Genomic DNA, 19483 nt, shown 5'->3' with positions numbered 1-19483 from the left:
GGCGGTCGCCGGCGTGTGAAACACTGGGTTTATACTCATTTTCGCCGTACCGTGGGGATATGAACGTAGCCGACGCGATGACGCCCCGCGAGGACGTGGTGACCGTGGAGCTGCCGGGGACCCGGTCGGACGTCCTCGAGTACCTGCAAGAACAGCCGTTCTCGTCGGTGCCGGTGGTCAAGCCGACCGACGACGGGCCGGAGTACCGCGGGCTGATCTCCCGGGACGCCCTGATTGAACAGCCCGACGAGGACCAGCTGGTCATGCTGATGGACGAGGAGGTCCCGACCACGACGGCCGACACCGCCCTCGAGGACGTCGCGCGGACGATGGTCGAGGAGGGCGCGCGTCGCGTCCCCGTCGTCGACGGCGAGTTCGAAGGGATCGTCACCGTCACCGACGTGGTCCACGCGATCGCGACGGGCGATCAGCCGACCGACGGCACCGTCGAGGCGTGGGCCAGCGAGAGCGTGAACGCGACCTACGAGGGGACGCCGCTGCCGGTCGCCGAGCGCGAACTCTCCTACGCGAACGTCCCCTACGCCGTCGCGCTCGACGACGACGGGCGGATGAGCGGCATCCTCACGGTCGTCGACGTGCTCGACGTGGCTCGCATCGTCGAGGGCGAGGAGGAGACCGGCGACAACTTCGGCGATCAGGACGACGAGTGGTCTTGGGAGGGGATCAAGGCCGTCGGGAGCCGCTATCTGCCGACGCGGGACATCGAGATCCCCACCGGTCCCGTCAGCGAGTTCATGAGCGACGACGTCGTCACGGTCTCGGCGAACACGTCGATCCAGGAGGCGGCACAGCGGATGATCAGCAACGACATCGAACAGATCCCGATGGTGACCGGCGAGCGGCTCGTCGGCATCGTCTGCGACGTCGACATCTTGGAGGCGCTCTATGAGTGAGCAACAGCACACCGATCCCGAGGAGAGTACGGCGACGAGCGAAAAGCTGGTCGAACTGGCCAAGCGGCGCGGCTACTTCTTCCAGTCCTCCGGGGCGTACGGCGGCGTCGGCGGCTTCTACACCTTCGGCCCGCAGGGCGCGGCCCTGAAGGGCAACGTCGAGGACGCCTGGCGCGACCGGTTCGCGGTCGCCGAGGGCAACATGGAGATCGACGCGCCGACGATCATGCCCGAACCCGTCTTCGAGGCCTCCGGGCATCTGGACGGCTTCGACGACATGCTCGTCGAGTGTCCCGAGTGTGGCGAGAGCCACCGCGCGGACCACGTCGTCGAGGACAACACAGAGTACGAGGACGCCGAGAGCCTCCCGATTCCGGAGGTCGAGGAGGTCATCGCCGAGTACGAACTCGTCTGTCCATCCTGCGGCGCCGGCCTCGCAGGTCAGGCCGTCGAGGCGTTCAACCTCATGTTCGCAACGAACATCGGCCCCGGCGACTCCGATCCGGGTTACATGCGCCCCGAAACCGCGCAGGGCATCTTCGTCGAGTTCCCGCGCCTCAAGGAGTACGCGCGCAACCAACTGCCGTTCGGCGTCACCCAGATCGGCCGCGCCTACCGCAATGAGATCAGCCCACGGCGCTCGATCATCCGCACGCGGGAGTTCACGCAGGCCGAACTCGAGTACTTCGTCGACCCCGAAACCGACGAGCCGGACCTCTCGAGCGTCGAGGACGTCGAGGTGACGCTGTACCCGGCCAGCGAGCAGAACAAGGAGGACGGCGAGGAGATCCGGACGACGATCGGCGAGGCCGTCGAGGAGGGCGTCATCGGCGACGAGTGGGTCGCCTACTTCCTCGGCGTCGCGAAGCCGTGGTACGAGGCGGTCGGCGTCGACATGGACCGGTTCCGGTTCCGCCAGCACCTCTCGGGCGAGCGCGCCCACTACGCGGCGGACTGCTGGGACGCCGAGAGCGAGATCGACGGCAACTGGATCGAGATGGCCGGCTTCGCCTACCGGGGCGACTACGACCTCTCGAAGCACGGCGAACACGCCGACGACCGCTTTACGATCTTCAAGCAGTACGACGAGCCCAAGACCGTCGAGCGCGCGACGGTCGACCCCGACATGAGCTACCTCGGCCCCGAGTTCGGCGGCGACGCCCAGGCGGTCGTGCAAAAGCTCGAGGACCTCGCCGCGCGCGACCGCTCCGCATTTGAGGGCGACACCGTCGAGATCACGCTCGAGGGCGAGACCCACGAGATCCCGACCGAGAAGACCGGCTTCAGCGTCGAGGAGCAGACCGAGGCGGGCGAACACATCACGCCCCACGTCGTCGAACCCTCCTTCGGCGTGGATCGGCTGGTCTACACCGTCCTGCACCACGCCTACCGCGAGGACGAGGTCGACGGCGAGCAGCGCACGTACCTAGAACTCGAGCCGGAGGTCGCGCCGACCTTCGTCGGCGTCTTCCCGCTCCAGACCGACGACGAACTGGTCGAACAGGCCGAAGACATCGTCGACGACCTCCGCGAGGTCGGCCTCTCGGTGACCTACGACGACTCGGGCAACATCGGCCGGCGCTACCGCCGCCAAGACGAGGTCGGCACGCCGTTCTGCGTGACCGTCGACTTCGAGACGCTCGAAGAGGAGGAGACGACCGTCACGGTCCGCGAGCGGGACACGACCGAGCAGAAGCGGCTGCCGGTCGACGAACTGCCCGAGACGCTGTCGGCGCTTCGCGAGGGCGACCTCGCGTTCGAGGACCTCTAAGGTCGAACCGGCCGCTCACCGCTCGACGAAGGCAAACTCCGTCCCGCCGCAGTTCGGACACGCCTCTCGATCGATCGGAACCGGCTCCAGCGTCTCGAACGCCACGACGACGGTTCCGCAGTTTGCGCACTTCGCTTCCGTGACCATCGTTTTCAGGAAGACGGCTCTCCGTCTTCGGTTTCCAGCGACGGTCCTGGGTTCGGTTCCGCCGCGACGCACACCTCCCCCTCGCCGTCGACCACCACCGTACAGCCGGCGTACCGAAACTCGACCTCGCCGTCGAATCCGTCGCGATAGAGCGCGTTCAGGGCGTCGGGATCGACGGCGGCGTAAAGGGGCTCGATATCGACCGGATCGGTATCCGTCGTCGCGGCGACCGTCTCGACGATTGCGGGGACGACGGCCTCGGTATCAGAGCGATAGTCAGCGGTCATCGAGTACGCGTACGGTTTATTCCAGTTTATGTACTTTGGAAAGTTACCCGTCTATCCGCAGGCAGAGAAGCTTATTTCTCGATTACGACAACTAAATTATGGACGGGGTCGGGTCAGTCGGACCCGTCCGGCTGAAAGTCGTCGAACGGTTCTCTGGTTTCGGCTTTGATCATCTCGGAGTCCTCGACGTCGACGCCGATCGATTCGATGTCGGCGATGGTATCCACGACTTCGTCCCTGGTCCGGCCGACGACCTCGACGTGCAGGTTGCGGTCGCCGGAGATCAGTTCGCGAACGCTGATCACCCCGTGGTGGTCGATGACCTCGTCCATCGCGTCGTGGCGATCGACCGGATCGACCGTACAGAACAGAAGGATGCGGTGTGGAAACCCGCCCGTCTCGTAGTCCACCATCGTGTGGTAGGTCTTGATCACGCCCCGCTCCTCGAGGTCGTCGATCCGCTGGCCGACGGTCGTCGCGGAGACGCCGATCGCATCGCTGATCGACGCGTTCGTGACGTTGCGGGCATCGCGCTGCAGTCGGTACAGGATGTTCCGCTCGAGTTCGTCGAGGTCCGTCGAATCGCCCGACATACGTCTCCAACGAACGCGGGGGAGGAAAACCCGCGTGCTTGACATAGACGCTTCGCGGTCGGTCGTCGCGTCCCGCTCGAGCGGCGCTCGACTCGAGACCGCGAGCGGGAACGCCGCTTCTCGTCGGCAACCGACGGCCGATGGGGCGGAATTGAGACGTATAGGACGAAGGGGAGGTTTCCTAACTGAACGTAACCGACGGACTGAAGGTCGTCTCCGTCAAGCGGTGCACTGATGGCCGACGAACTGAAGCGGCGACTCGTCCACGCAAGCGGCTCTGGGCTCGTCGCGCTCTACCTGCTCGCGGACGCCCTCGAGCTGGGGCTGACGTGGGCTTGGTTTCGCATTCTGATGGTCGTCCTCGCGCTCGGCGCGCTCGTCCTCGAGTTCGTCCGGCTCCGGTTCGGCCTCGACTGGCGGCTCTACGAGGTGCTGACCCGCGAGTACGAGGAAGACAACCCCGCGGGGTACGCCCTGTATCTCATCAGTATGGCCGCCGTCGTCGTGGTCTTCCCGCCGAAGATCGCCCTCCCCGCGATGTTGATGCTCACGCTCGGCGACCCGATCAGCGGCACCGTCTCGGACAACAGACTCCAGCGGGTCAAGGGACCGAGGGTGCTCGTCACGATGTTCGTCGTCTCGGCGCTGTTCGCCGCGCCCTTCCTCGCCGAGTCGCCGCTGGCCGTGGCCGCGGCCGCGTTCGGCGCGACCGTCGCCGACGGCGTCACGCTCGAGATTCGTACCTACATCATCGACGACAACCTGACGATCCCGGTCTACGCCGCCGGGCTAGCGTGGCTGGCCCTCGAGTTCGGGCCCGCGTGATCAGTCCGTCGGCGCCGTCCCCGCTACCGTCACCGACGGCGTTTTACTTTCACCGCGGTACGGGAACCCTTATTCGCGGCGGCGATGAACTGCCCGCCAATGGCAACGACGGACGAGGGCGGCGAACAGCCGACGATCGACCATCCCCTTCTCGAACCCGACTTCCTCGAGCGCCGGCTCTACCAGCTGCGGCTCGCGGGCACGGCCGCGAACCACCACACGCTCGTCTGTCTCCCCACCGGACTGGGGAAGACGACCGTGAGCCTGCTCGTGACGGCGCGCCGGCTCGACGAGGTCGGCGGGAAGTCGCTCATGCTCGCGCCGACGAAGCCGCTCGTCCAGCAACACGCCGACTTCTACCGCGAAGCGCTACAGATCCCCGACGAGGAGATCGTCGTCTTCACCGGCGACGTCAGCCCGGACGACCGCGCCGAGACCTGGCAGGAGGCGACGGTCGTGATGGCGACCCCGCAGGTGATCGAGAACGACCTCGTGGGCTCGCGGATCTCGCTCGCCGACGTGACCCACATCACCTTCGACGAGTGCCACCGCGCCACCGGCGACTACGCTTACAACTACATCGCCGAGCGCTACCACGAGGACGCCCAGGAGCCGCTCGTGACCGGCATGTCGGCCTCGCCCGGCGGCGACGAGGAGGCCATCCTCGAGGTCTGCGAGAACCTCGGCCTCGAGGAGGTCGAGGTGATGACCGAGGAGGACGCCGACGTCTCGGAGTTCACCCACGACACCGACGTCGAGTGGGAGCGCATCGACCTCCCGGACGAGGTCCTCGAGATCCGCGATACCCTGAACGAGGTGATCAAGGAACGCCTCGAGAAGCTCAAAGAGCTCGGCATCGCAAGCTCGACCCAGCCCGACCAGTCCCAGAAGGACCTGAACAAGATGCGGGCGGAGCTCCAGCAGCTGATCAACAACGACCAGTCGGAGGGGTTCGAGGGAATGTCGATCCACGCCGAGGTGATGAAGCTCCGCCAGGCCGTCACGCTCGTAGAAACCCAGAGCGTCGAGGCCGTCCGACGATATTTCGATCGCCAGCGCAACCAGGCCCGCTCCTCGGGCGCCTCAAAGGCCAGCCAGCGGATGGTCTCGGACCCGCGAGTTCGGGAGGCCATGCGCAAGGCCGAGGACTTCGACGAGATCCACCCCAAGTACCGGAAGACGCGGATGCTGCTGGCCGAGACGCTCGGCCTCGAGGACGGCGAGCGCGTGATCGTCTTCACCGAATCCCGCGACACCGCCGAGGCGCTGACGGACTTCCTCTCGGAGAGCTTCGACGCCAAGCGGTTTGTCGGACAGGGCGACCGCGAGGGCTCAGACGGCATGACCCAGAAGGAACAGCAGGAAGTCCTCGACGAGTTCCGGGCCGGCGAGTTCGAGGTGCTCGTCTCGACGTCGGTCGCCGAGGAGGGGCTGGACGTTCCCGAGGTCGACCTCGTGCTGTTCTACGAGCCCGTTCCCACCGCGATCCGCTCGATCCAGCGCAAGGGCCGAACCGGCCGCCAGTCGGAGGGACGGGTCGTCGTCCTCATGGCCGAAGACACCCGCGACGAGGCCTACTTCTGGATCTCGCGGCGGCGCGAGCAGGAGATGGAGGACGAACTCCGCGAGCTGAAGGGGATGGCCGACGACCTCGAGGAGGAACTCGACGATTCCCAGCAGGCGCTGACTGATTTCGACGGGAGCGAGGAGCGGCGCTCCTCGGACGGGGCGAGCGGCGACGCCGCGAGCCGAGGCGACGAAAGCGAAGTGAAAGTAGACGCTAGAGAGGAAGACCCCGACGCCGTCACGGATTCTTCCAGTGGAAATGAGGGGGATTCGACACAGCCCGGTCTGCGCGACTTCGCCGGCGAAGCCGACTCGAGTTCGGGGGACGCTGACGAAGCGGACGACGTCGAAACGCACGAACCGTCCGCCGAGGGCGACGCCATCGAAATCGTCGCCGACCAGCGCGAGATGGACGCCAACATCGCGCGAGACCTCTCGAGGCGCGACGAGATCGAGGTCAGCCTCGAGACGTTAGACGTCGGCGACTACGTCTGCTCGGACCGGGTCGTCGTCGAGCGCAAGTCCGTCGCGGACTTCGTCGACTCGCTGGTCGGCGGCGACCGCTCGGTCTTCGAGCAGGTCGGCGCGATGGCCCGCCACTACTCCCGGCCCATCGTCGTCGTCGAGGGCGAGGGGCTGTACGAGCAGCGGGACATCCACCCCAACGCGATTCGGGGCGCGCTCTCGAGTCTCGCCGTCGACTTCGACGCGAGCGTCCTCCGGACCGAGAGCGAGGACGACACCACCGAACTGCTAGCCACGATCGCGGGCCGCGAGCAGGAGACGGCCGATCGCGAGGTGTCGGTCCACGGCGAGAAGCAGTCGAAGACCCTGGCCGAACAGCAGGAGTACGTCGTCGCCTCGATCGCCGAGATCGGCCCCGTCACGGCCCGGTCGCTGCTCGAGGAGTTCGGCACCGTCGAGGGCGTGATGATCGCGACCGAAGACGAACTGCAAGAGGCCGACGGCGTCGGGCAGGTGACGGCCGAGCGGATCCGGGAGGTCGTCGGCAGCGAGTATCAGGGCTAAGCGACTCCTCGAGGGTAACGGCGAAAAATCAGTAGGACGGATGCGACGGCGCCGGACGCTGCCGTCGGTTCGCCACGGTGTCGATTTCGGGGCGAGTCGTCGCTCAAGCGCAGTGGGCGGCAGTTACCGCATTACTGCGAACGACTGTGTCGAGCGCCGATGGCGACGATGCTACCGAGGACGGCGAGCGCGATCGGCGCGCCGAATCCGGGGAGGGCGAATCCGCCGTTCTCCTCGCCGTCCTCGGTTTCGTTCGCGTCCGTCGAGTTGCCGCTGTCGGTCGACTCGTTCGACGCGGATTCCTCGTCGGAACTGTTGGATTCGTCAGCGTCGGCGCTCTCGATCAGGACCGTTCCGGCATCGACCGAGTCGCCGTCAGCCTCGAGCGTCAGGTCGTACTCGTACGGACTGAGCTGCTCCTCGAGGTCGCTCTGAGAGGCGTTCGAAACCGCCGTTCCCGGACCGGCCTGCAGGCCCTCGTCGATCGAATCGACGCCGAGCGAGCCGGTGTCGAGAACGACGACTACCGTGCCGTTCCCGTTCGTATCCTCAACGGTTGCGGTCGCCTCATAGTTGGTCTCGTTTTCGTCGCCGAACGTGAGCGTTCCGTCGGTGGCGTTGCCGATATCCAGCGCGACGGTCACCTCCTCGCCTCGGTCGACGGTCCACGATTGCGCGTCGTCGCTCTGGAGGGCGACGCCGCTTGCAGCCGCGGCGGAGGGGGCGGCGGCTGCGGTTAGTACGGCCGCTACGAGTATCAGGGCGGACAAGCGTGAGCTGTCTATCATGTTTCGCTTGCGGCCACACATTCAAATGAATAAAATAAGTATCTTGTCGTATCTATCGTCGCCAGAACGCGACCGCTACGTCCGAAGGAACCGCGTGCTCGACAAACCGGACGAAAACGGCGAGGAAAATGCCGGCGATCGGAGGAGCGTCGTCGGTTCGAGGCTCGGGACTCGAGCAACGCCGGCCGTCGTCAACCCTTGTACCCTGCGTATTTCATCACGTCCGCGAAGACGTCGGTGTCCATGGCGTCGCGGTAGACGATGCCGGTGACCATCCCGCCGGGGTAGGAGTCCCCGTTCATCGCGTGGTTGACCTTGTGGCAGTGGGCCAGGTAGATGCCGGGGTCGGCGTCGGCCTCGAACTCGATGGTGTGCCGTTCCGCGGGCGCGATGTTGGTGACGTCCTGTTCGTACTGGGCCGCCTCGGGGACCTGGCCGCCGTCCTTCTCGACGAGGCGGAACCGGTGGTTGTGCGTGTGCATCGGGTGGGACATGTAGCCCGCGTTGACCATGTGGAGCCGAACGGTGTCGCCGCGGTCGACGATGATCGGCGAGCCGTCCTCGGGGTGGAGCGTCCGCGGCAGGCTCTTGCCGTTGATCGTGAACACGTCCGGTTTGCGGTCGCGGGGGCTATAATCGACGTCCTCGCCGGCGAACTGGCGGTTCAGCCGTGAGTCCCAGTCCTTCAGCGTGAAGAAGTACTCCTTGTCGGCGGGTTCGTACCCCTTCGGATCGACGCGGAAGATGCCGTACATTCCCATGTCGATGTGCTGATGGGTTTGGTAGTGGCAGTGATAGAGGTGCGTGCCGGGGACGTTCGCCGGAATCGTGTAGGTGTGTTTCTCGCCGGGCTGGACGGTGATCCCGGTCGTCGTCGGCACGCCGTCGTTCTCCCACGTCTTGCGGACGCCGTGGAAATGCAGCGTGTGCGGGTGGGTGGCGTCCGTGTTGTCCAGCGTCACCTCGATGTCGTTGCCCTCGGTCGTTCGGATGATCGGGCCGGGGACGCTGGGCTCGCCGTCGTCGGCCTGGAACGCCCACACGCGGGGAAGTTCGACCGGGCCGCCCATCGAGTCCATCGGGTGGACGGCGTGGCGGGCCGTCACCGACCGCAGCGTGATGCTGCCGCCCTGTTCGTCGACGTTGACGACTTCCGGCGGACTCGTCCAGGGAAGGTCCGATCCACTATCCTCGTCGGCGGACGACGTGTTCGTCGTCGCCGGCTGGGCCTCCGAGCCGCCCTGGCTCGAGGTACAGCCGGCAAGCGCCGCCGCCGCACCGACGCCGGTCGCCGCAACGAACTCGCGTCGAGAGAGCCCCAATCCGGGTGCGCCGATAGGATCTTTCATACGGTGTTCCCTACGAAGACCCACCGTATAACGGGGATACTCAGTTCTTAGTAAATGGGAGGAGCCGGAAACATGTTCGCCGCGGCTATATAAGTGAGATCGAAGCAGCCCCAACAATATCGCGACTCGTTCTCCCGAAGCCGACGGTCGCGATTCGGACCCTCACGTGATCGGTTCGGCGCTGATTCGAATTGCTCCCGCCGAACCGACGAGTGAGCGAGCGAGAAGACGGGATCGAACTAGCGTCTCGAGGCGCGAGCAGAAAACGTCGCGAGGAGTCACCGAAGCGTCGACAGCGCCTCGCCGGCCTCGCGCGCGGCCTCGAGACACTCCTTCGCGTACCGGGGATCGTCCGTCGCGGCGGCCTCGCCGGCGAACTTCTCTACGGCCTGGACGAGCGACTCGCGGGCGCTCTCGAGATCGCCGTCGACCGGCGGGGACGCGGCCGCACGGCGGGTCGATCGCCCGCGGCGGCCGACGGACCGGCGCTCCGCGGCGGCCGACTGGGAGTGCGAGTCCGAGTCGTCCCGGTCGCCGGCACCGCCCTGCGATTGCGACGCCGACTGAGAGGGGGGCGTCCGCACGTCCCCTGCCCGCTGGACGTGTCGGGCGGGATCGGCGGACTCGGAGCCGCGCTCGCCCGAGGCGCTCGCGGATCGATCCTGCCCGTCCGCGCTGCTCGAGTCAGCGCCAGCCGTCTCGTCGGCGCTGGCACCCTCAATCGCGCTGGCGTCGGCACTGGCACCGGAACCGGACCCAGCCTCGGCCGGCGACTCGACGTCGATCGACTGCGACGACGCGTCGCCCGCGGCGGACCCGCCGGCGTTGGCGGGATCGGCGGCGTCGCCGCTCCCGGCGCCGGCGGACTCCTCGGCCGGCTGGGCCTCGAGGTCCGTCCCCTCGACGGCGTCGGGATTGCCGTGACAGCTCGGGCAGAAGGTGGTCCCGTCCTGCTGGAACAGCGGGTCGCCGCAGGTGCCGCAGTGCATGTTGGTCATCGTCGCGCCCTTGAGCAGCAGATCGCTCATGCGCTGGGTGGCCTCGCGCTCCGCCTTGTCGCGCTCGTACTTCTCCCGGAGCTTCTCGCGCTCGGCTTCCTTGTCGAAATCGCTCATATTCGACTAGAGGTGGCGGGCCGTCGAAAAAGCTGCGACGGAGCGACGGTACTGCTGCGGCGCACCCTTGAGTTCGAACAGTGCGACGTCCTCACTCCGTTCGCCGGTACATCCCCTTCGAGGCGGGACGCGTCTCCTCGTAGCCGAACCGCTCGTAGAACCCGTCGACGTCCGCCAGCAGGTTCACGTACGCGTTCGGCGGCGCCGTCTCGTCGAGATATCCCTCGAGGGCGTCCATAATTCGTGTTCCGAGCCCCTTGCCCTGATGGTCGGGGTGGACGGCCATATCCGAAATCTGGTAGACGGTTCCGTCATCGCCGACGATCCGACCCATGCCGACGACCTCGTCGGTCGGTTCGTGGACCGCGACGACGCCGAACAGCGAGTTCGGGAGGCCGCGTTCGATCCCCTCGAGCGACCGGGGCGGCATCCCTGCAGCCTCGCGCAGATGAGCGAACGTTTCGGGGTCCGGAAGTTCCTCGCGGATGGCGTACGGGTCCGATTCGGCAGCGTCAACCATGGGTCAGTGATCCCGTCGATCGTACAAAATTCTGCTTACAACGCCGCTCTCAAACCCGAGGGCGAGGACGCAGACGCAATGCTCCGATCGTGCCCGCTCAGGCTGGCTGCTCGCCCCAAAACGTCCGAAGCGCCGCTGCAATCCGTTCGGGCGCCGACTGAATACCGACGTGACCGACGCCCTCGAGTTCCGCGAGCCGGCTCCGCTCGAGCCGTTCGTCGAGCGTCCGAACGGCATCGCGAAGGTGCGCCGGCCCGCGTTCGCCCGTCAGGAGGAGGGCTGGCCGCTCGAAGTCGACGGTCGCGGGGAGGTCGTAGGCCTCGACGGCAGCAGTTTCGCGAATCACGGTCTCGAGGAGGTCGAACTGGACTTCGTCGGGCCAGATCGGTAACCGCTCGGGCTCGGGGATCCCGGCGCCCTCCCGGTAGAAGCACTTCATCGCGGCTTCGCGGCCGTCGGTCGAGAACCGGTCCTGCAGCCGGTCGCTGAGATCGTCGTCGCGGTGGTCGCCGACGAGTAGCGACGGCTCGTAGAGGACGAGCCGGTCGATCGGTATCTCGTCGGCCGCGGCGAGCGCGACGAGCCCGCCGAACGAGTGGCCGAACACCGAGATGTCGCCCTCGAGCGCGTCGACGATCGCGCGGAGGTCGTCGACTTCGCGCTCGAGGCCGTAGGCCTCGGCGTCGCCGCTCTCGCCGCGGCCCCGTCTGTCGGGCACCACGAGCGTGAACTCGTCTGTGAGGTGCTGACGGAGGGGGTGCCAGGCCCGTCGCGTCGCCGAACTCCCGTGGAGGAGCACCAGCGGCGGTCCGTCGCCGACCGTTTCGTAGCCGATACGCGTGCCGTCTGCCGACGTTACCGTCTGCATCGTTGGATGTACCGATTCGGGCCGGTTCCGGGTAGGGCTGACTCTCGATCGTCCGGCCGTTTAAAAGACGATCGGCCGGTGGACCGCCCTCAGCAGTCCAGCGGCGGCCACGTCGTCGCGACCGATTCCTCGAGGAGTTGCGTCTGGGCGCGGCGCAGGCGTTCAGAGGCCGACGACGCCGAAATATCGAGTTCCGCGGCGACGTCCTTGAGCGACGCGCCCCTCGGCACGTCGAAATAGCCGAGTTCGTAGGCCGTCCGCAGCGCCTCGCGCTGGGGATCGGTGAGCCCGTCGCCCGGCGGCTCCGGATCGCCGTCCCGTGTGAGCCGGCGGAGCCGGAAACAGTCGTTGCGTTGCCAGAACTCTCGGAAGGCGTCGAACGCCGGGCGGTCGGCGAACCAGCCCGTCTGCGTCCACCCCTCGCCGGTCACCTCGATCCGTTCGACGATGGCGTCGGCCGTCGCGAGCGCCTTCAGGCCCTCGAGATCATCGAGGTGAGGCCCGAGCTGTTCCTCGAAGCTCAGGGCCGGCAGCGCCTGGTACCGCCGCGTATCGCCGGCCTCGCCGACCAGCGTCCATTCGGCAACGTCGACGGCGTCGTCGAATGCGCGTTCGATCGCCGCTGGCTCGCCGCCCGTGACGGTGGCGAGAAACGGCGGCCGATCGCCGTGGTTGTACTGCAACTCGAGCGTCAGCGCCGCGTCCGGCACGGCAGCCGCGACGCCCACGAGCGGGAGGTGCTCGCAGGTGATGTCGAATTCGGCCACGAGACCCATGCCGGCCAGTAGCCGAATCCGGCCCTAAATTAGTTCTATTCGATCGCTGAAATCGACCGCCGCTCGGCGTCGCCGCGCCCGGCTCCGGTTCACGAACGACGCTCGAGCGCCGCCTCGACGGCGTCGACGGCCGCCTCGGGCGTCTCGACGGTCTCGATTTCGAGCGCGAGGTCCTCCAAGCTCGAGACGTCGTGGGTCTCGAGGCCGACGACGGGGCGGTCGTAGATCCCGGCGAACCCGATCTCGGTGAGGGTGCCGACGCCGCCGGCGAGCGCGATCACGGCGTCGCCGTTCAGCGGGACGAGCGCGTTTCTGGCGTGGCCGAGCCCGGTCGCGATCGGGACGTCGACGTAGTCGTTGGCCGCGCTCGGCGTCGCCTCCGGTAGGATGCCGATTGTCGTTCCGTCCTCGGCCTTCGCCCCGCGACAGACCGCTTCCATCGTGCCGCCGCGGCCGCCGCAGACGACCGCGTGGCCTCGAGTCGCGAGTTCGCGGCCGACTGCCTCGGCGATCGACGCTTCCTCGTCCGTGATCGTGCCGCCGCCGATGACGCTGACGCGCATACTCGAGTGGGCGAGAGCGGAGCCTATGGACGATTCGGTTGCCGCTGGTCGTCGTCCGCCGAAGGGGTCGACAACTGTCGAACAGAAAGCTCGTCGAACCGGCCGAAGCGCCCGTTTTCGACGGATTTAACGCAAGGGGTGGTAGAGTTTTACACGGTATGACGAAAGTTAGCGTGGTCGGCGCGGCCGGAACGGTCGGGGCCGCCGCTGCCTACAACATCGCGCTTCGGGACGTCGCGGACGAACTGGTGCTGGTCGACATTCCGGACAAGGAGGACGACACGATCGGCCAGGCCGCCGACGTCAACCACGGCGCAGCGTACGATTCGAACACGACGATCCGACAGGGGGGCTACGAGGACACCGCCGGCTCGGACGTCGTCGTCATCACCGCCGGCATCCCGCGCCAGCCGGGCCAGACCCGCATCGACTTGGCGGGCGACAACGCGCCGATCATGGAGGACATCGGCTCCTCGCTGGCCGAGCACAACGACGACTTCATCACCGTCACCACGTCGAACCCGGTCGACCTGCTGAACCGGCACCTCTACGAGTCGGGCGACCGCGCCCGCGAGAAGGTGATCGGCTTCGGCGGCCGCCTCGATTCGGCCCGCTTCCGCTACGTCATCGCCGAACGCTTTGACGCGCCCGTGCAGAACGTCGAGGCGACCATTCTCGGCGAGCACGGCGACGCACAGGTCCCCGTCTTCTCCAAGGTGCGGGTCAACGGTCGAGACCTCGAGTTCGACGACGAGGAGAAGGAGGAACTGCTCGAGGAGCTCCAGACCTCCGCGATGAACGTCATCGAGAAGAAAGGCGCCACGCAGTGGGGTCCCGCCACGGGCGTCGGCCACACGGTCGAAGCGATCCTGCGGGACACGGGCGAGGTGCTGCCCTGCAGCGTCAAACTCGAGGGCGAGTACGGCCACGAGGACGCCGCCTTCGGCGTGCCCTGCAAGCTCGGCTCGGACGGCGTCGAGGAGATCGTCGAGTGGGACCTGACCGAGTTCGAGCGCAACCAGCTCGGCGAGGCCGCCGAGAAGCTCTCTGATCAGTACGACAAGATCGCGTAACGATCGATCCCGGATTCTTTTCGACGCAGACCCGACGTACCGGCGACGGTGCCGAGTGGCTATAAAAACGATCGAATCGGACTCAGGGAATCAACTGCTCGCCGTCGTCGTCGTAGATTTTGATCGCGTCGACGGGACACGTCCGCGCGGCGAACTTCGCGTCGAGTTCCGCGTCGTCGGGCACCTCGCGGACGAAGACGCCGTCCTCGACCTCCTCGCTGCCCTCGAGGTCGGCCGTGCCGGTCGATTTGTTCTCTTTGAAGGCGTCCCACTCCGCGACGCACTGGAACATCCCGATGCAGGTGTTCTCGTCGAATTCGACCTTCATGGGCGTCCGTTCGGCCGACGCGGGTAAAGCCCTGACGGGACGTCGATCGGCCCGCGGCCGGCGCGGGTCGGACTCGAGTCAACGCTTTTCCGGGTGGTCGTGGAAGACGCGCGGACGGAATGGTCGCTCCGTCGTCCCCGCTGGTCATCGGCGTCGCGATCGTCGCCTGTCTGTGCATGGCGTGGGTGCTCGGCGCCAACAGCAACTCGCCGCCCTTCGCCCCGGCGATCGGCGCGAACGCGATTTCGACGATGCAGGCCGCGTTCGTCATCGGGCTGCTCGCGACCGCGGGGGCGCTCATGCAGGGCGGGAGCATCTCGAAGACGATCGGCGCCGACCTCATCGACGGCGTCGCGATCACGCCGCTGGCGGCCACCGCGGGGCTGCTCACCGCGGCGACGTTCATGGGGATCGGTATCTACACGCGGTACCCGATCCCCGCGGCGTTCGCGACGACGGGCGCGATGGTCGGCGTCGGGCTCGGGCTGGGCGGCGATCCGGCGATGGCGACCTACCGCCGACTCGGGACCTTCTGGCTGCTCGTGCCGATCATGTCCGGCGGGCTCGCGTACGCGACGGCGACGGTCCTCCGGCGCGACGACGTACCGGAATCGATCGGCGTCCCGCTGTTAGCGGGGATCGTCGGTGCCATCCTCGCGAACGTTCGACTGAGCGTCATTCCGGATCCGGTCGCGGACCAGGGCACGCTCGCTCGGTTCCTCGCCCGTCGGTTCGGCGGCGGCCCGACGCTCGCCGCCGGCGTCGACCTCGGGATCGTCCTCGTGACGATCGGCGCCGGCGCGCTCGCGTTCTACTGGGTTCGCAAGCGAGTCCTCGTCTCCGTCGAGCGCGGCATCCGCTCGTTCCTGCTCGTGCTGGGCGGCATCGTCGCCTTCTCCTCGGGCGGCTCGCAGGTCGGGCTCGCGACGGGGCCGCTCGAGAACCTGTTCCGGACCGAACTCGGGCTGCCGAGCATCGCCTTACTGTCGATCGGCGCGGCGGGGATTCTCGCCGGCGCCTGGATGGGCGCGCCGCGACTCCTGCAGGCGACCTCGCGGGAGTACGCCCAGCTCGGCGTCCGGCGCTCGATCGCGGCGCTGGTCCCCGGCTTCATCATCGCGCAGGTGGCGATCGCGCTGGGGATTCCGATCTCGCTGAACAACATCGTCCTCTCGGGCGTGATCGGCGGCGGGCTGGCGGCCGGCTCGGCCGGCGTCTCGCGGCGCAAGATCGGCGTCACGATCGCGTTCTGGCTGCTGACGCTGGGCAGTTCGACCGCCGTCGGCTACGCCCTCTACCGGGCGCTCGCGGCGGTCCTCGGCGGGTGATCCGGAATCGACCTCTCGGGTCAGTCACCAGCGTACTTACTCGAGGACCGTGACCGGTTCAGTGGTCCGCTCGACGACCGTCGCGGCGATGCCCCGGCCGAGGAATCGGCGTAAGAATCCGGACGACCGGGTATCGTGGCCGTACATGACGACGTGGTCCACGGCCTCGTCGCTCGCGTATTGCGGAACGACGGTTCCGGGCCGCCCCTCGACGGTTTCGATCCGCACGCGATCCCGTTTCGCGGGTGCAACGGTCTCGAGCAAGGCCTGCGACTCCCGGCGCGCCTGCGCCGTTCGCTCCTCGTCGCGCTCGAGGACGCCGCCCTCGCTGAGCGGGGCGTCCAGCGGCGTCACGACCGACAGCAGCGTGACGTCGGCGTCGGGGAACGTCTCGAGGGCGTAGGCCAGCGCCTCGTCCTCCCGCGGACGGCCGAGTGAAGGGACGAGGACGCGGGCGGGGTCCGAGTCGGCCATACGCGACCTTCGGTCGCCACGGGCATCGGTCTATCGCCGGCGCCGCGCAGGTCGGTCGCTCGAGCACTCCGTTCGGCCGCCGAGACGACAGTTTAAACCCCGGGACGCGCCAAAAGCGGGTAATGAATATCGAGGAGCTGTCCGGGCTCCCACCCGGTGCCGTCTCTCACTTTCGGGACCAGGGCATCGAGGAGCTCTATCCGCCACAGGCCGAGGCCGTCGAGGCCGGCGCGACGGAGGGCGACAGCCTCGTCGCCGCGGTGCCGACCGCCAGCGGCAAGACGATGATCGCTGCCCTCTCGATGCTGTCGGCGGTCCAGCGCGGCGGGAAGGCGCTGTACATCGTTCCGCTGCGAGCGCTGGCCAGCGAGAAGAAGGCGGAGTTCGAGGCCTACGAGGAGTTCGGCGTGACCACGGGCGTCGCGACCGGCAACTACGAGTCGACCAGCGACTGGCTCGCCACCAAAGATATCGTCGTCGCCACCAGCGAGAAGGTCGACTCGCTGGTTCGCAACGGCGCGGACTGGCTCTCCGAGTTGACCTGCGTCGTCTCTGATGAGGTCCACCTCATCGACGACCGGAATCGGGGGCCGACCCTCGAGGTGACGCTGGCCAAACTCCGGAAGCTCAACCCCGATCTACAGACGGTCGCGCTCTCGGCGACGGTCGGCAACGCCGACGAGATCGCCGACTGGCTCGACGCCGAACTCGTCGAGACCGACTGGCGCCCGATCGACCTTCGGATGGGCGTCCACTACGGCAACGCCCTGAACTTCGACGACGGCTCGACGCGGGAGGTGCCCGTCGAAGGCTCCGAGAAGCAGGAGGCCGCGCTGGTTCGGGACATCCTGCAGGAAGGCGGCTCCTCGCTCGTGTTCGTCAACTCGCGTCGCAACGCCGAGGCCGCCGCCCGCCGACTGGGGAAGGTTGCGAGCCGCGAACTCACGGCCGAGGAGGAGGCGGAACTCGCCGAACTCGCCGAGCAGATCCGCGACGACAGCGACACCGAGACGAGCCGCGACTTAGCCGACTGCGTCGAGCGCGGCTCGGCCTTCCACCACGCTGGCCTCTCGTCTACCCAGCGCTCGATCGTCGAGGACGCCTTCCGAGACCGGCTGCTGAAGGTGATCTCGGCGACGCCGACGCTGGCCGCCGGCGTCAACACGCCCGCCCGACGGGTCATCGTCCGCGACTGGCGGCGCTTCGACCCCAGCGCGGGCGGGATGGCCCCGCTCGACGTCCTCGAGGTCCACCAGATGATGGGCCGAGCGGGCCGGCCGGGACTTGACCCCTACGGCGAGGCCGTCCTGCTGGCGAAGAACCACGACGAGAGCCAGGAGCTGTTCGACCGGTACGTCTGGGCCGAGCCCGAGCCTGTCCGCTCGAAGCTGGCGGCCGAGCCCGCCCTGCGGACGCACGTGCTGGCGACCATCGCCTCCGGGTTCGCTCGTACTCGCGAGGGGCTGCTCGAGTTCCTCGAGGCGACGCTGTACGCGAGTCAGTCGAGCGAGCCGGGGCGGCTCGAGCGGGTGACCGACGACGTGCTGGACTACCTCGAGCGGAACGATTTCATCGAGCGCTCGGGCGGCGAAACTGCGACAGACGCCGAGGACGGCGCGTTCACCTCCGCCGCCGACCTCGCCGAACGATCCGCCGGCGAGGAGGAACTCGAGGCCACCAGCCTCGGCCACACCGTCTCACGGCTCTACCTCGATCCGATGAGCGCCGCCGAGATCGTCCACGGCCTCGAGAGCGCCGACGACCGGCCGACCGCGCTGGGGCTCTACCAACTCGTCTCGCGTACGCCGGACATGTACGAACTCTACCTCCGGTCCGGCGAGGACGAGAAGTTCGGCGAGCTCTACTACGAGCGCGAGGCCGAACTACTCGGCGACGCGCCCAGCGAGTTCGAGGAGGACCGCTTCGAGGACTGGCTCGCGGCGCTGAAGACCGGCAAACTGCTCGAGGACTGGGCCGAGGAGGTCGACGAGGAGAAGATTACCGACCGGTACAAGATCGGCCCCGGCGACCTGCGCGGGAAGGTCGACACCGCCGAGTGGCTGCTCGGGGCCGCCGAGTCGCTCGCGCGGGAGATCGACACCGAGTGGACCGTCGCGGTCCGAGAGGCCCGCGCCCGCGTCGAACACGGCGTCAGCGACGAACTGCTCGAACTCGTCTCGGTCGGCGGCGTCGGCCGCAAGCGCGCCCGCCGGCTCTACGAGGCCGGCATCGAGGAGCCCGCGGACCTGCGCAGCGCCGACAAGGGCGTCGTCCTGAACGTCCTCAAGGGGAAGAAGACGGCCGAGAACATCCTCGAGAACGCGGGTCGCGAGGATCCGTCGATGGACGGCGTCGAACCGATCGACGGGGACGCCGGCGGCCCAATCCGCGACTCGAGTACCGAGGGCGAAGCGACCAGTGCCGACGGCGACGGCGCGACCGCCGATGCCGACGAGAGCCAGTCAAGTCTGGGTGATTTCTGATGGAGCTACTCGAATGCCGACTCGCGATCGACGACCTCGATTCGTTCGTCGCCGACCTCAACGGGATCGGCGACCGACACGACGTGACGATTCAGGCGTTCGACGCCCGCTACGTCGCCGACCGGCGGCACATAGAGCGGGCCGTCGAACTGGCCGACCGGGCCATCGACCGCGGCGAGAACGTCGCCCGAAATCGTGCGGTCGAGATCCTGCTGTACGCCGCCGGCCGCCGGCAGATCGATCGGGCGCTCGAGATGGGCGTCGACGCGGGGGAGAATCGAGCGGTCGTGCTGGTCGATAGCCGGTCCGACGGCGATACCGGCGAGGCCGAAGCCGCCGCGCTCGAGGCCGTCACGGGCCTCGAGGCGTTCGTCGAACGCGCGCCGACGCTCGAGTCGACCGACGAGGACACGCTGTGTGGCTTCTTCGAGATCACCGACGCGGAACGCGAGGCGACGGACGCGTCGCTCGCGGCGCTGGTCCGCGAACGGGTCGCGCTGCTCGAGGTCGAGAAGTAGCGACGCTGCGGCGATCGTCGCCGCCGGACCGCGCCATCCAACCGATCCGATACCCTCGAGCCAGTCCACCGCGCGCGTCGGTCCGATCGCGTCGGTATCGTGTCAAATGCGGCGTCTATAGCCGATTCCGAACCGACCATCTATATTGGACGTCGGCGCCTGGGCTCG

At 67.6% G+C, this 19483-nt stretch carries 20 protein-coding genes; 8 read left to right on the top strand and 12 right to left on the bottom strand.

Annotation, left to right across the window (positions count from 1 at the left end; translation table 11 throughout):
- Positions 1-59 precede the first annotated feature (59 nt).
- Both ACYQ26_RS02595 and glyS read left to right on the top strand, forming a co-directional pair.
- Positions 60-914 carry a CBS domain-containing protein gene (locus ACYQ26_RS02595; protein ID WP_459806766.1) on the top strand — a complete coding sequence of 285 codons (855 nt, stop codon included), beginning with the start codon at positions 60-62 and terminating at the stop codon, positions 912-914.
- On the top strand, positions 907-2685 hold the full coding sequence (gene glyS, locus ACYQ26_RS02590) for a glycine--tRNA ligase (protein ID WP_459806765.1): 1779 nt from the start codon (positions 907-909) through the stop codon (positions 2683-2685). Before ACYQ26_RS02595 ends, glyS begins: the two co-directional genes overlap by 8 nt.
- 15 nt (positions 2686-2700) lie before the next feature.
- Here the strand turns inward: glyS and ACYQ26_RS02585 are convergent, their stop codons facing one another.
- The 3 genes from ACYQ26_RS02585 to ACYQ26_RS02575 all read right to left on the bottom strand — a co-directional run bounded on the left by ACYQ26_RS02585 (position 2701) and on the right by ACYQ26_RS02575 (position 3712).
- Positions 2701-2832 (bottom strand): hypothetical protein, encoded by a 132-nt coding sequence (locus ACYQ26_RS02585; RefSeq protein WP_459806764.1) that lies wholly within the window; start codon positions 2830-2832, stop codon positions 2701-2703.
- A gap of 5 nt (positions 2833-2837) precedes the next feature.
- On the bottom strand, positions 2838-3119 hold the full coding sequence (gene ddfA, locus ACYQ26_RS02580; RefSeq protein WP_459806763.1) for a DdfA family disk-determining factor: 282 nt from the start codon (positions 3117-3119) through the stop codon (positions 2838-2840).
- A 113-nt stretch (positions 3120-3232) separates the two neighbouring features.
- Positions 3233-3712, bottom strand: a complete 480-nt coding sequence (locus ACYQ26_RS02575; RefSeq protein ID WP_459806762.1) for an Lrp/AsnC family transcriptional regulator — start codon at positions 3710-3712, stop codon at positions 3233-3235.
- Between the two features lie 234 nt (positions 3713-3946).
- Here ACYQ26_RS02575 and ACYQ26_RS02570 point away from each other — a divergent pair, with 234 nt between their 5' ends.
- Both ACYQ26_RS02570 and ACYQ26_RS02565 read left to right on the top strand, forming a co-directional pair.
- Positions 3947-4537, top strand: coding sequence for a dolichol kinase (locus ACYQ26_RS02570; RefSeq protein WP_459806761.1), 591 nt, complete (start codon positions 3947-3949; stop codon positions 4535-4537).
- Positions 4538-4636: 99 nt separating this feature from the next.
- Complete coding sequence (locus ACYQ26_RS02565; protein WP_459806760.1) at positions 4637-7132, top strand: DEAD/DEAH box helicase; 2496 nt, start codon at positions 4637-4639, stop codon at positions 7130-7132.
- A gap of 131 nt (positions 7133-7263) precedes the next feature.
- On the opposite strand, the gene ACYQ26_RS02560 is transcribed toward ACYQ26_RS02565, so the two are convergent.
- The 7 genes from ACYQ26_RS02560 to ACYQ26_RS02530 all read right to left on the bottom strand — a co-directional run bounded on the left by ACYQ26_RS02560 (position 7264) and on the right by ACYQ26_RS02530 (position 13111).
- Positions 7264-7920: a DUF7827 domain-containing protein gene (locus tag ACYQ26_RS02560; protein ID WP_459806759.1), complete on the bottom strand. Its 657-nt coding sequence runs from the start codon at positions 7918-7920 to the stop codon at positions 7264-7266.
- A 191-nt stretch (positions 7921-8111) separates the two neighbouring features.
- Positions 8112-9269: a multicopper oxidase domain-containing protein gene (locus ACYQ26_RS02555; RefSeq protein ID WP_459806758.1), complete on the bottom strand. Its 1158-nt coding sequence runs from the start codon at positions 9267-9269 to the stop codon at positions 8112-8114.
- A 278-nt stretch (positions 9270-9547) separates the two neighbouring features.
- Entirely contained in the window at positions 9548-10384 is an 837-nt protein-coding gene (locus tag ACYQ26_RS02550; protein WP_459806757.1) for an Sjogren's syndrome/scleroderma autoantigen 1 family protein, read from the bottom strand.
- A 91-nt stretch (positions 10385-10475) separates the two neighbouring features.
- Entirely contained in the window at positions 10476-10904 is a 429-nt protein-coding gene (locus ACYQ26_RS02545; protein WP_459806756.1) for a GNAT family N-acetyltransferase, read from the bottom strand.
- A gap of 97 nt (positions 10905-11001) precedes the next feature.
- The gene (locus ACYQ26_RS02540) at positions 11002-11772 is read right to left on the bottom strand and encodes an alpha/beta fold hydrolase (RefSeq protein WP_459806755.1); all 771 of its coding nucleotides are present in this window, start codon (positions 11770-11772) and stop codon (positions 11002-11004) included.
- Between the two features lie 89 nt (positions 11773-11861).
- Positions 11862-12548, bottom strand: a complete 687-nt coding sequence (locus tag ACYQ26_RS02535; protein ID WP_459806754.1) for a helix-turn-helix domain-containing protein — start codon at positions 12546-12548, stop codon at positions 11862-11864.
- An 89-nt stretch (positions 12549-12637) separates the two neighbouring features.
- The gene (locus tag ACYQ26_RS02530; protein WP_459806753.1) at positions 12638-13111 is read right to left on the bottom strand and encodes a TIGR00725 family protein; all 474 of its coding nucleotides are present in this window, start codon (positions 13109-13111) and stop codon (positions 12638-12640) included.
- A 158-nt stretch (positions 13112-13269) separates the two neighbouring features.
- Between ACYQ26_RS02530 and mdh the strand changes: the two genes are divergently transcribed.
- The gene (gene mdh, locus ACYQ26_RS02525) at positions 13270-14184 is read left to right on the top strand and encodes a malate dehydrogenase (protein WP_459806752.1); all 915 of its coding nucleotides are present in this window, start codon (positions 13270-13272) and stop codon (positions 14182-14184) included.
- An 82-nt stretch (positions 14185-14266) separates the two neighbouring features.
- Here mdh and ACYQ26_RS02520 read toward each other — a convergent pair whose 3' ends face one another.
- Entirely contained in the window at positions 14267-14512 is a 246-nt protein-coding gene (locus ACYQ26_RS02520) for a ferredoxin (RefSeq protein ID WP_459806751.1), read from the bottom strand.
- A 119-nt stretch (positions 14513-14631) separates the two neighbouring features.
- On the opposite strand from ACYQ26_RS02520, the gene ACYQ26_RS02515 reads away from it, so the two are divergent.
- Positions 14632-15840, top strand: a complete 1209-nt coding sequence (locus ACYQ26_RS02515) for an inorganic phosphate transporter (RefSeq protein ID WP_459806750.1) — start codon at positions 14632-14634, stop codon at positions 15838-15840.
- A gap of 36 nt (positions 15841-15876) precedes the next feature.
- On the opposite strand, the gene ACYQ26_RS02510 is transcribed toward ACYQ26_RS02515, so the two are convergent.
- Complete coding sequence (locus tag ACYQ26_RS02510; RefSeq protein WP_459806749.1) at positions 15877-16314, bottom strand: universal stress protein; 438 nt, start codon at positions 16312-16314, stop codon at positions 15877-15879.
- Positions 16315-16436: 122 nt separating this feature from the next.
- Between ACYQ26_RS02510 and ACYQ26_RS02505 the strand changes: the two genes are divergently transcribed.
- Entirely contained in the window at positions 16437-18797 is a 2361-nt protein-coding gene (locus ACYQ26_RS02505; protein WP_459806748.1) for an ATP-dependent DNA helicase, read from the top strand.
- Positions 18797-19315: a KEOPS complex subunit Cgi121 gene (gene cgi121, locus ACYQ26_RS02500; protein ID WP_459806747.1), complete on the top strand. Its 519-nt coding sequence runs from the start codon at positions 18797-18799 to the stop codon at positions 19313-19315. Before ACYQ26_RS02505 ends, cgi121 begins: the two co-directional genes overlap by 1 nt.
- Positions 19316-19483 lie beyond the last annotated feature (168 nt).

The sequence above is a fragment of the Halopiger thermotolerans genome (genome assembly GCF_054654555.1).
This window is presented reverse-complemented; position numbering and strand designations above follow the sequence as displayed.

Bases quoted from the DNA above. Each gene is read 5' to 3' on its own strand.
- ACYQ26_RS02595 (WP_459806766.1), top strand. From the start codon at position 60: ATGAACGTAGCCGACGCGATGACGCCCCGCGAGGACGTGGTGACCGTG.
- glyS (WP_459806765.1), top strand. From the start codon at position 907: ATGAGTGAGCAACAGCACACCGATCCCGAGGAGAGTACGGCGACGAGC.
- ACYQ26_RS02585 (WP_459806764.1), bottom strand. From the start codon at position 2,832: ATGGTCACGGAAGCGAAGTGCGCAAACTGCGGAACCGTCGTCGTGGCG.
- ddfA (WP_459806763.1), bottom strand. From the start codon at position 3,119: ATGACCGCTGACTATCGCTCTGATACCGAGGCCGTCGTCCCCGCAATC.
- ACYQ26_RS02575 (WP_459806762.1), bottom strand. From the start codon at position 3,712: ATGTCGGGCGATTCGACGGACCTCGACGAACTCGAGCGGAACATCCTG.
- ACYQ26_RS02570 (WP_459806761.1), top strand. From the start codon at position 3,947: ATGGCCGACGAACTGAAGCGGCGACTCGTCCACGCAAGCGGCTCTGGG.
- ACYQ26_RS02565 (WP_459806760.1), top strand. From the start codon at position 4,637: ATGGCAACGACGGACGAGGGCGGCGAACAGCCGACGATCGACCATCCC.
- ACYQ26_RS02560 (WP_459806759.1), bottom strand. From the start codon at position 7,920: ATGATAGACAGCTCACGCTTGTCCGCCCTGATACTCGTAGCGGCCGTA.
- ACYQ26_RS02555 (WP_459806758.1), bottom strand. From the start codon at position 9,269: ATGAAAGATCCTATCGGCGCACCCGGATTGGGGCTCTCTCGACGCGAG.
- ACYQ26_RS02550 (WP_459806757.1), bottom strand. From the start codon at position 10,384: ATGAGCGATTTCGACAAGGAAGCCGAGCGCGAGAAGCTCCGGGAGAAG.
- ACYQ26_RS02545 (WP_459806756.1), bottom strand. From the start codon at position 10,904: ATGGTTGACGCTGCCGAATCGGACCCGTACGCCATCCGCGAGGAACTT.
- ACYQ26_RS02540 (WP_459806755.1), bottom strand. From the start codon at position 11,772: ATGCAGACGGTAACGTCGGCAGACGGCACGCGTATCGGCTACGAAACG.
- ACYQ26_RS02535 (WP_459806754.1), bottom strand. From the start codon at position 12,548: ATGGGTCTCGTGGCCGAATTCGACATCACCTGCGAGCACCTCCCGCTC.
- ACYQ26_RS02530 (WP_459806753.1), bottom strand. From the start codon at position 13,111: ATGCGCGTCAGCGTCATCGGCGGCGGCACGATCACGGACGAGGAAGCG.
- mdh (WP_459806752.1), top strand. From the start codon at position 13,270: ATGACGAAAGTTAGCGTGGTCGGCGCGGCCGGAACGGTCGGGGCCGCC.
- ACYQ26_RS02520 (WP_459806751.1), bottom strand. From the start codon at position 14,512: ATGAAGGTCGAATTCGACGAGAACACCTGCATCGGGATGTTCCAGTGC.
- ACYQ26_RS02515 (WP_459806750.1), top strand. From the start codon at position 14,632: ATGGTCGCTCCGTCGTCCCCGCTGGTCATCGGCGTCGCGATCGTCGCC.
- ACYQ26_RS02510 (WP_459806749.1), bottom strand. From the start codon at position 16,314: ATGGCCGACTCGGACCCCGCCCGCGTCCTCGTCCCTTCACTCGGCCGT.
- ACYQ26_RS02505 (WP_459806748.1), top strand. From the start codon at position 16,437: ATGAATATCGAGGAGCTGTCCGGGCTCCCACCCGGTGCCGTCTCTCAC.
- cgi121 (WP_459806747.1), top strand. From the start codon at position 18,797: ATGGAGCTACTCGAATGCCGACTCGCGATCGACGACCTCGATTCGTTC.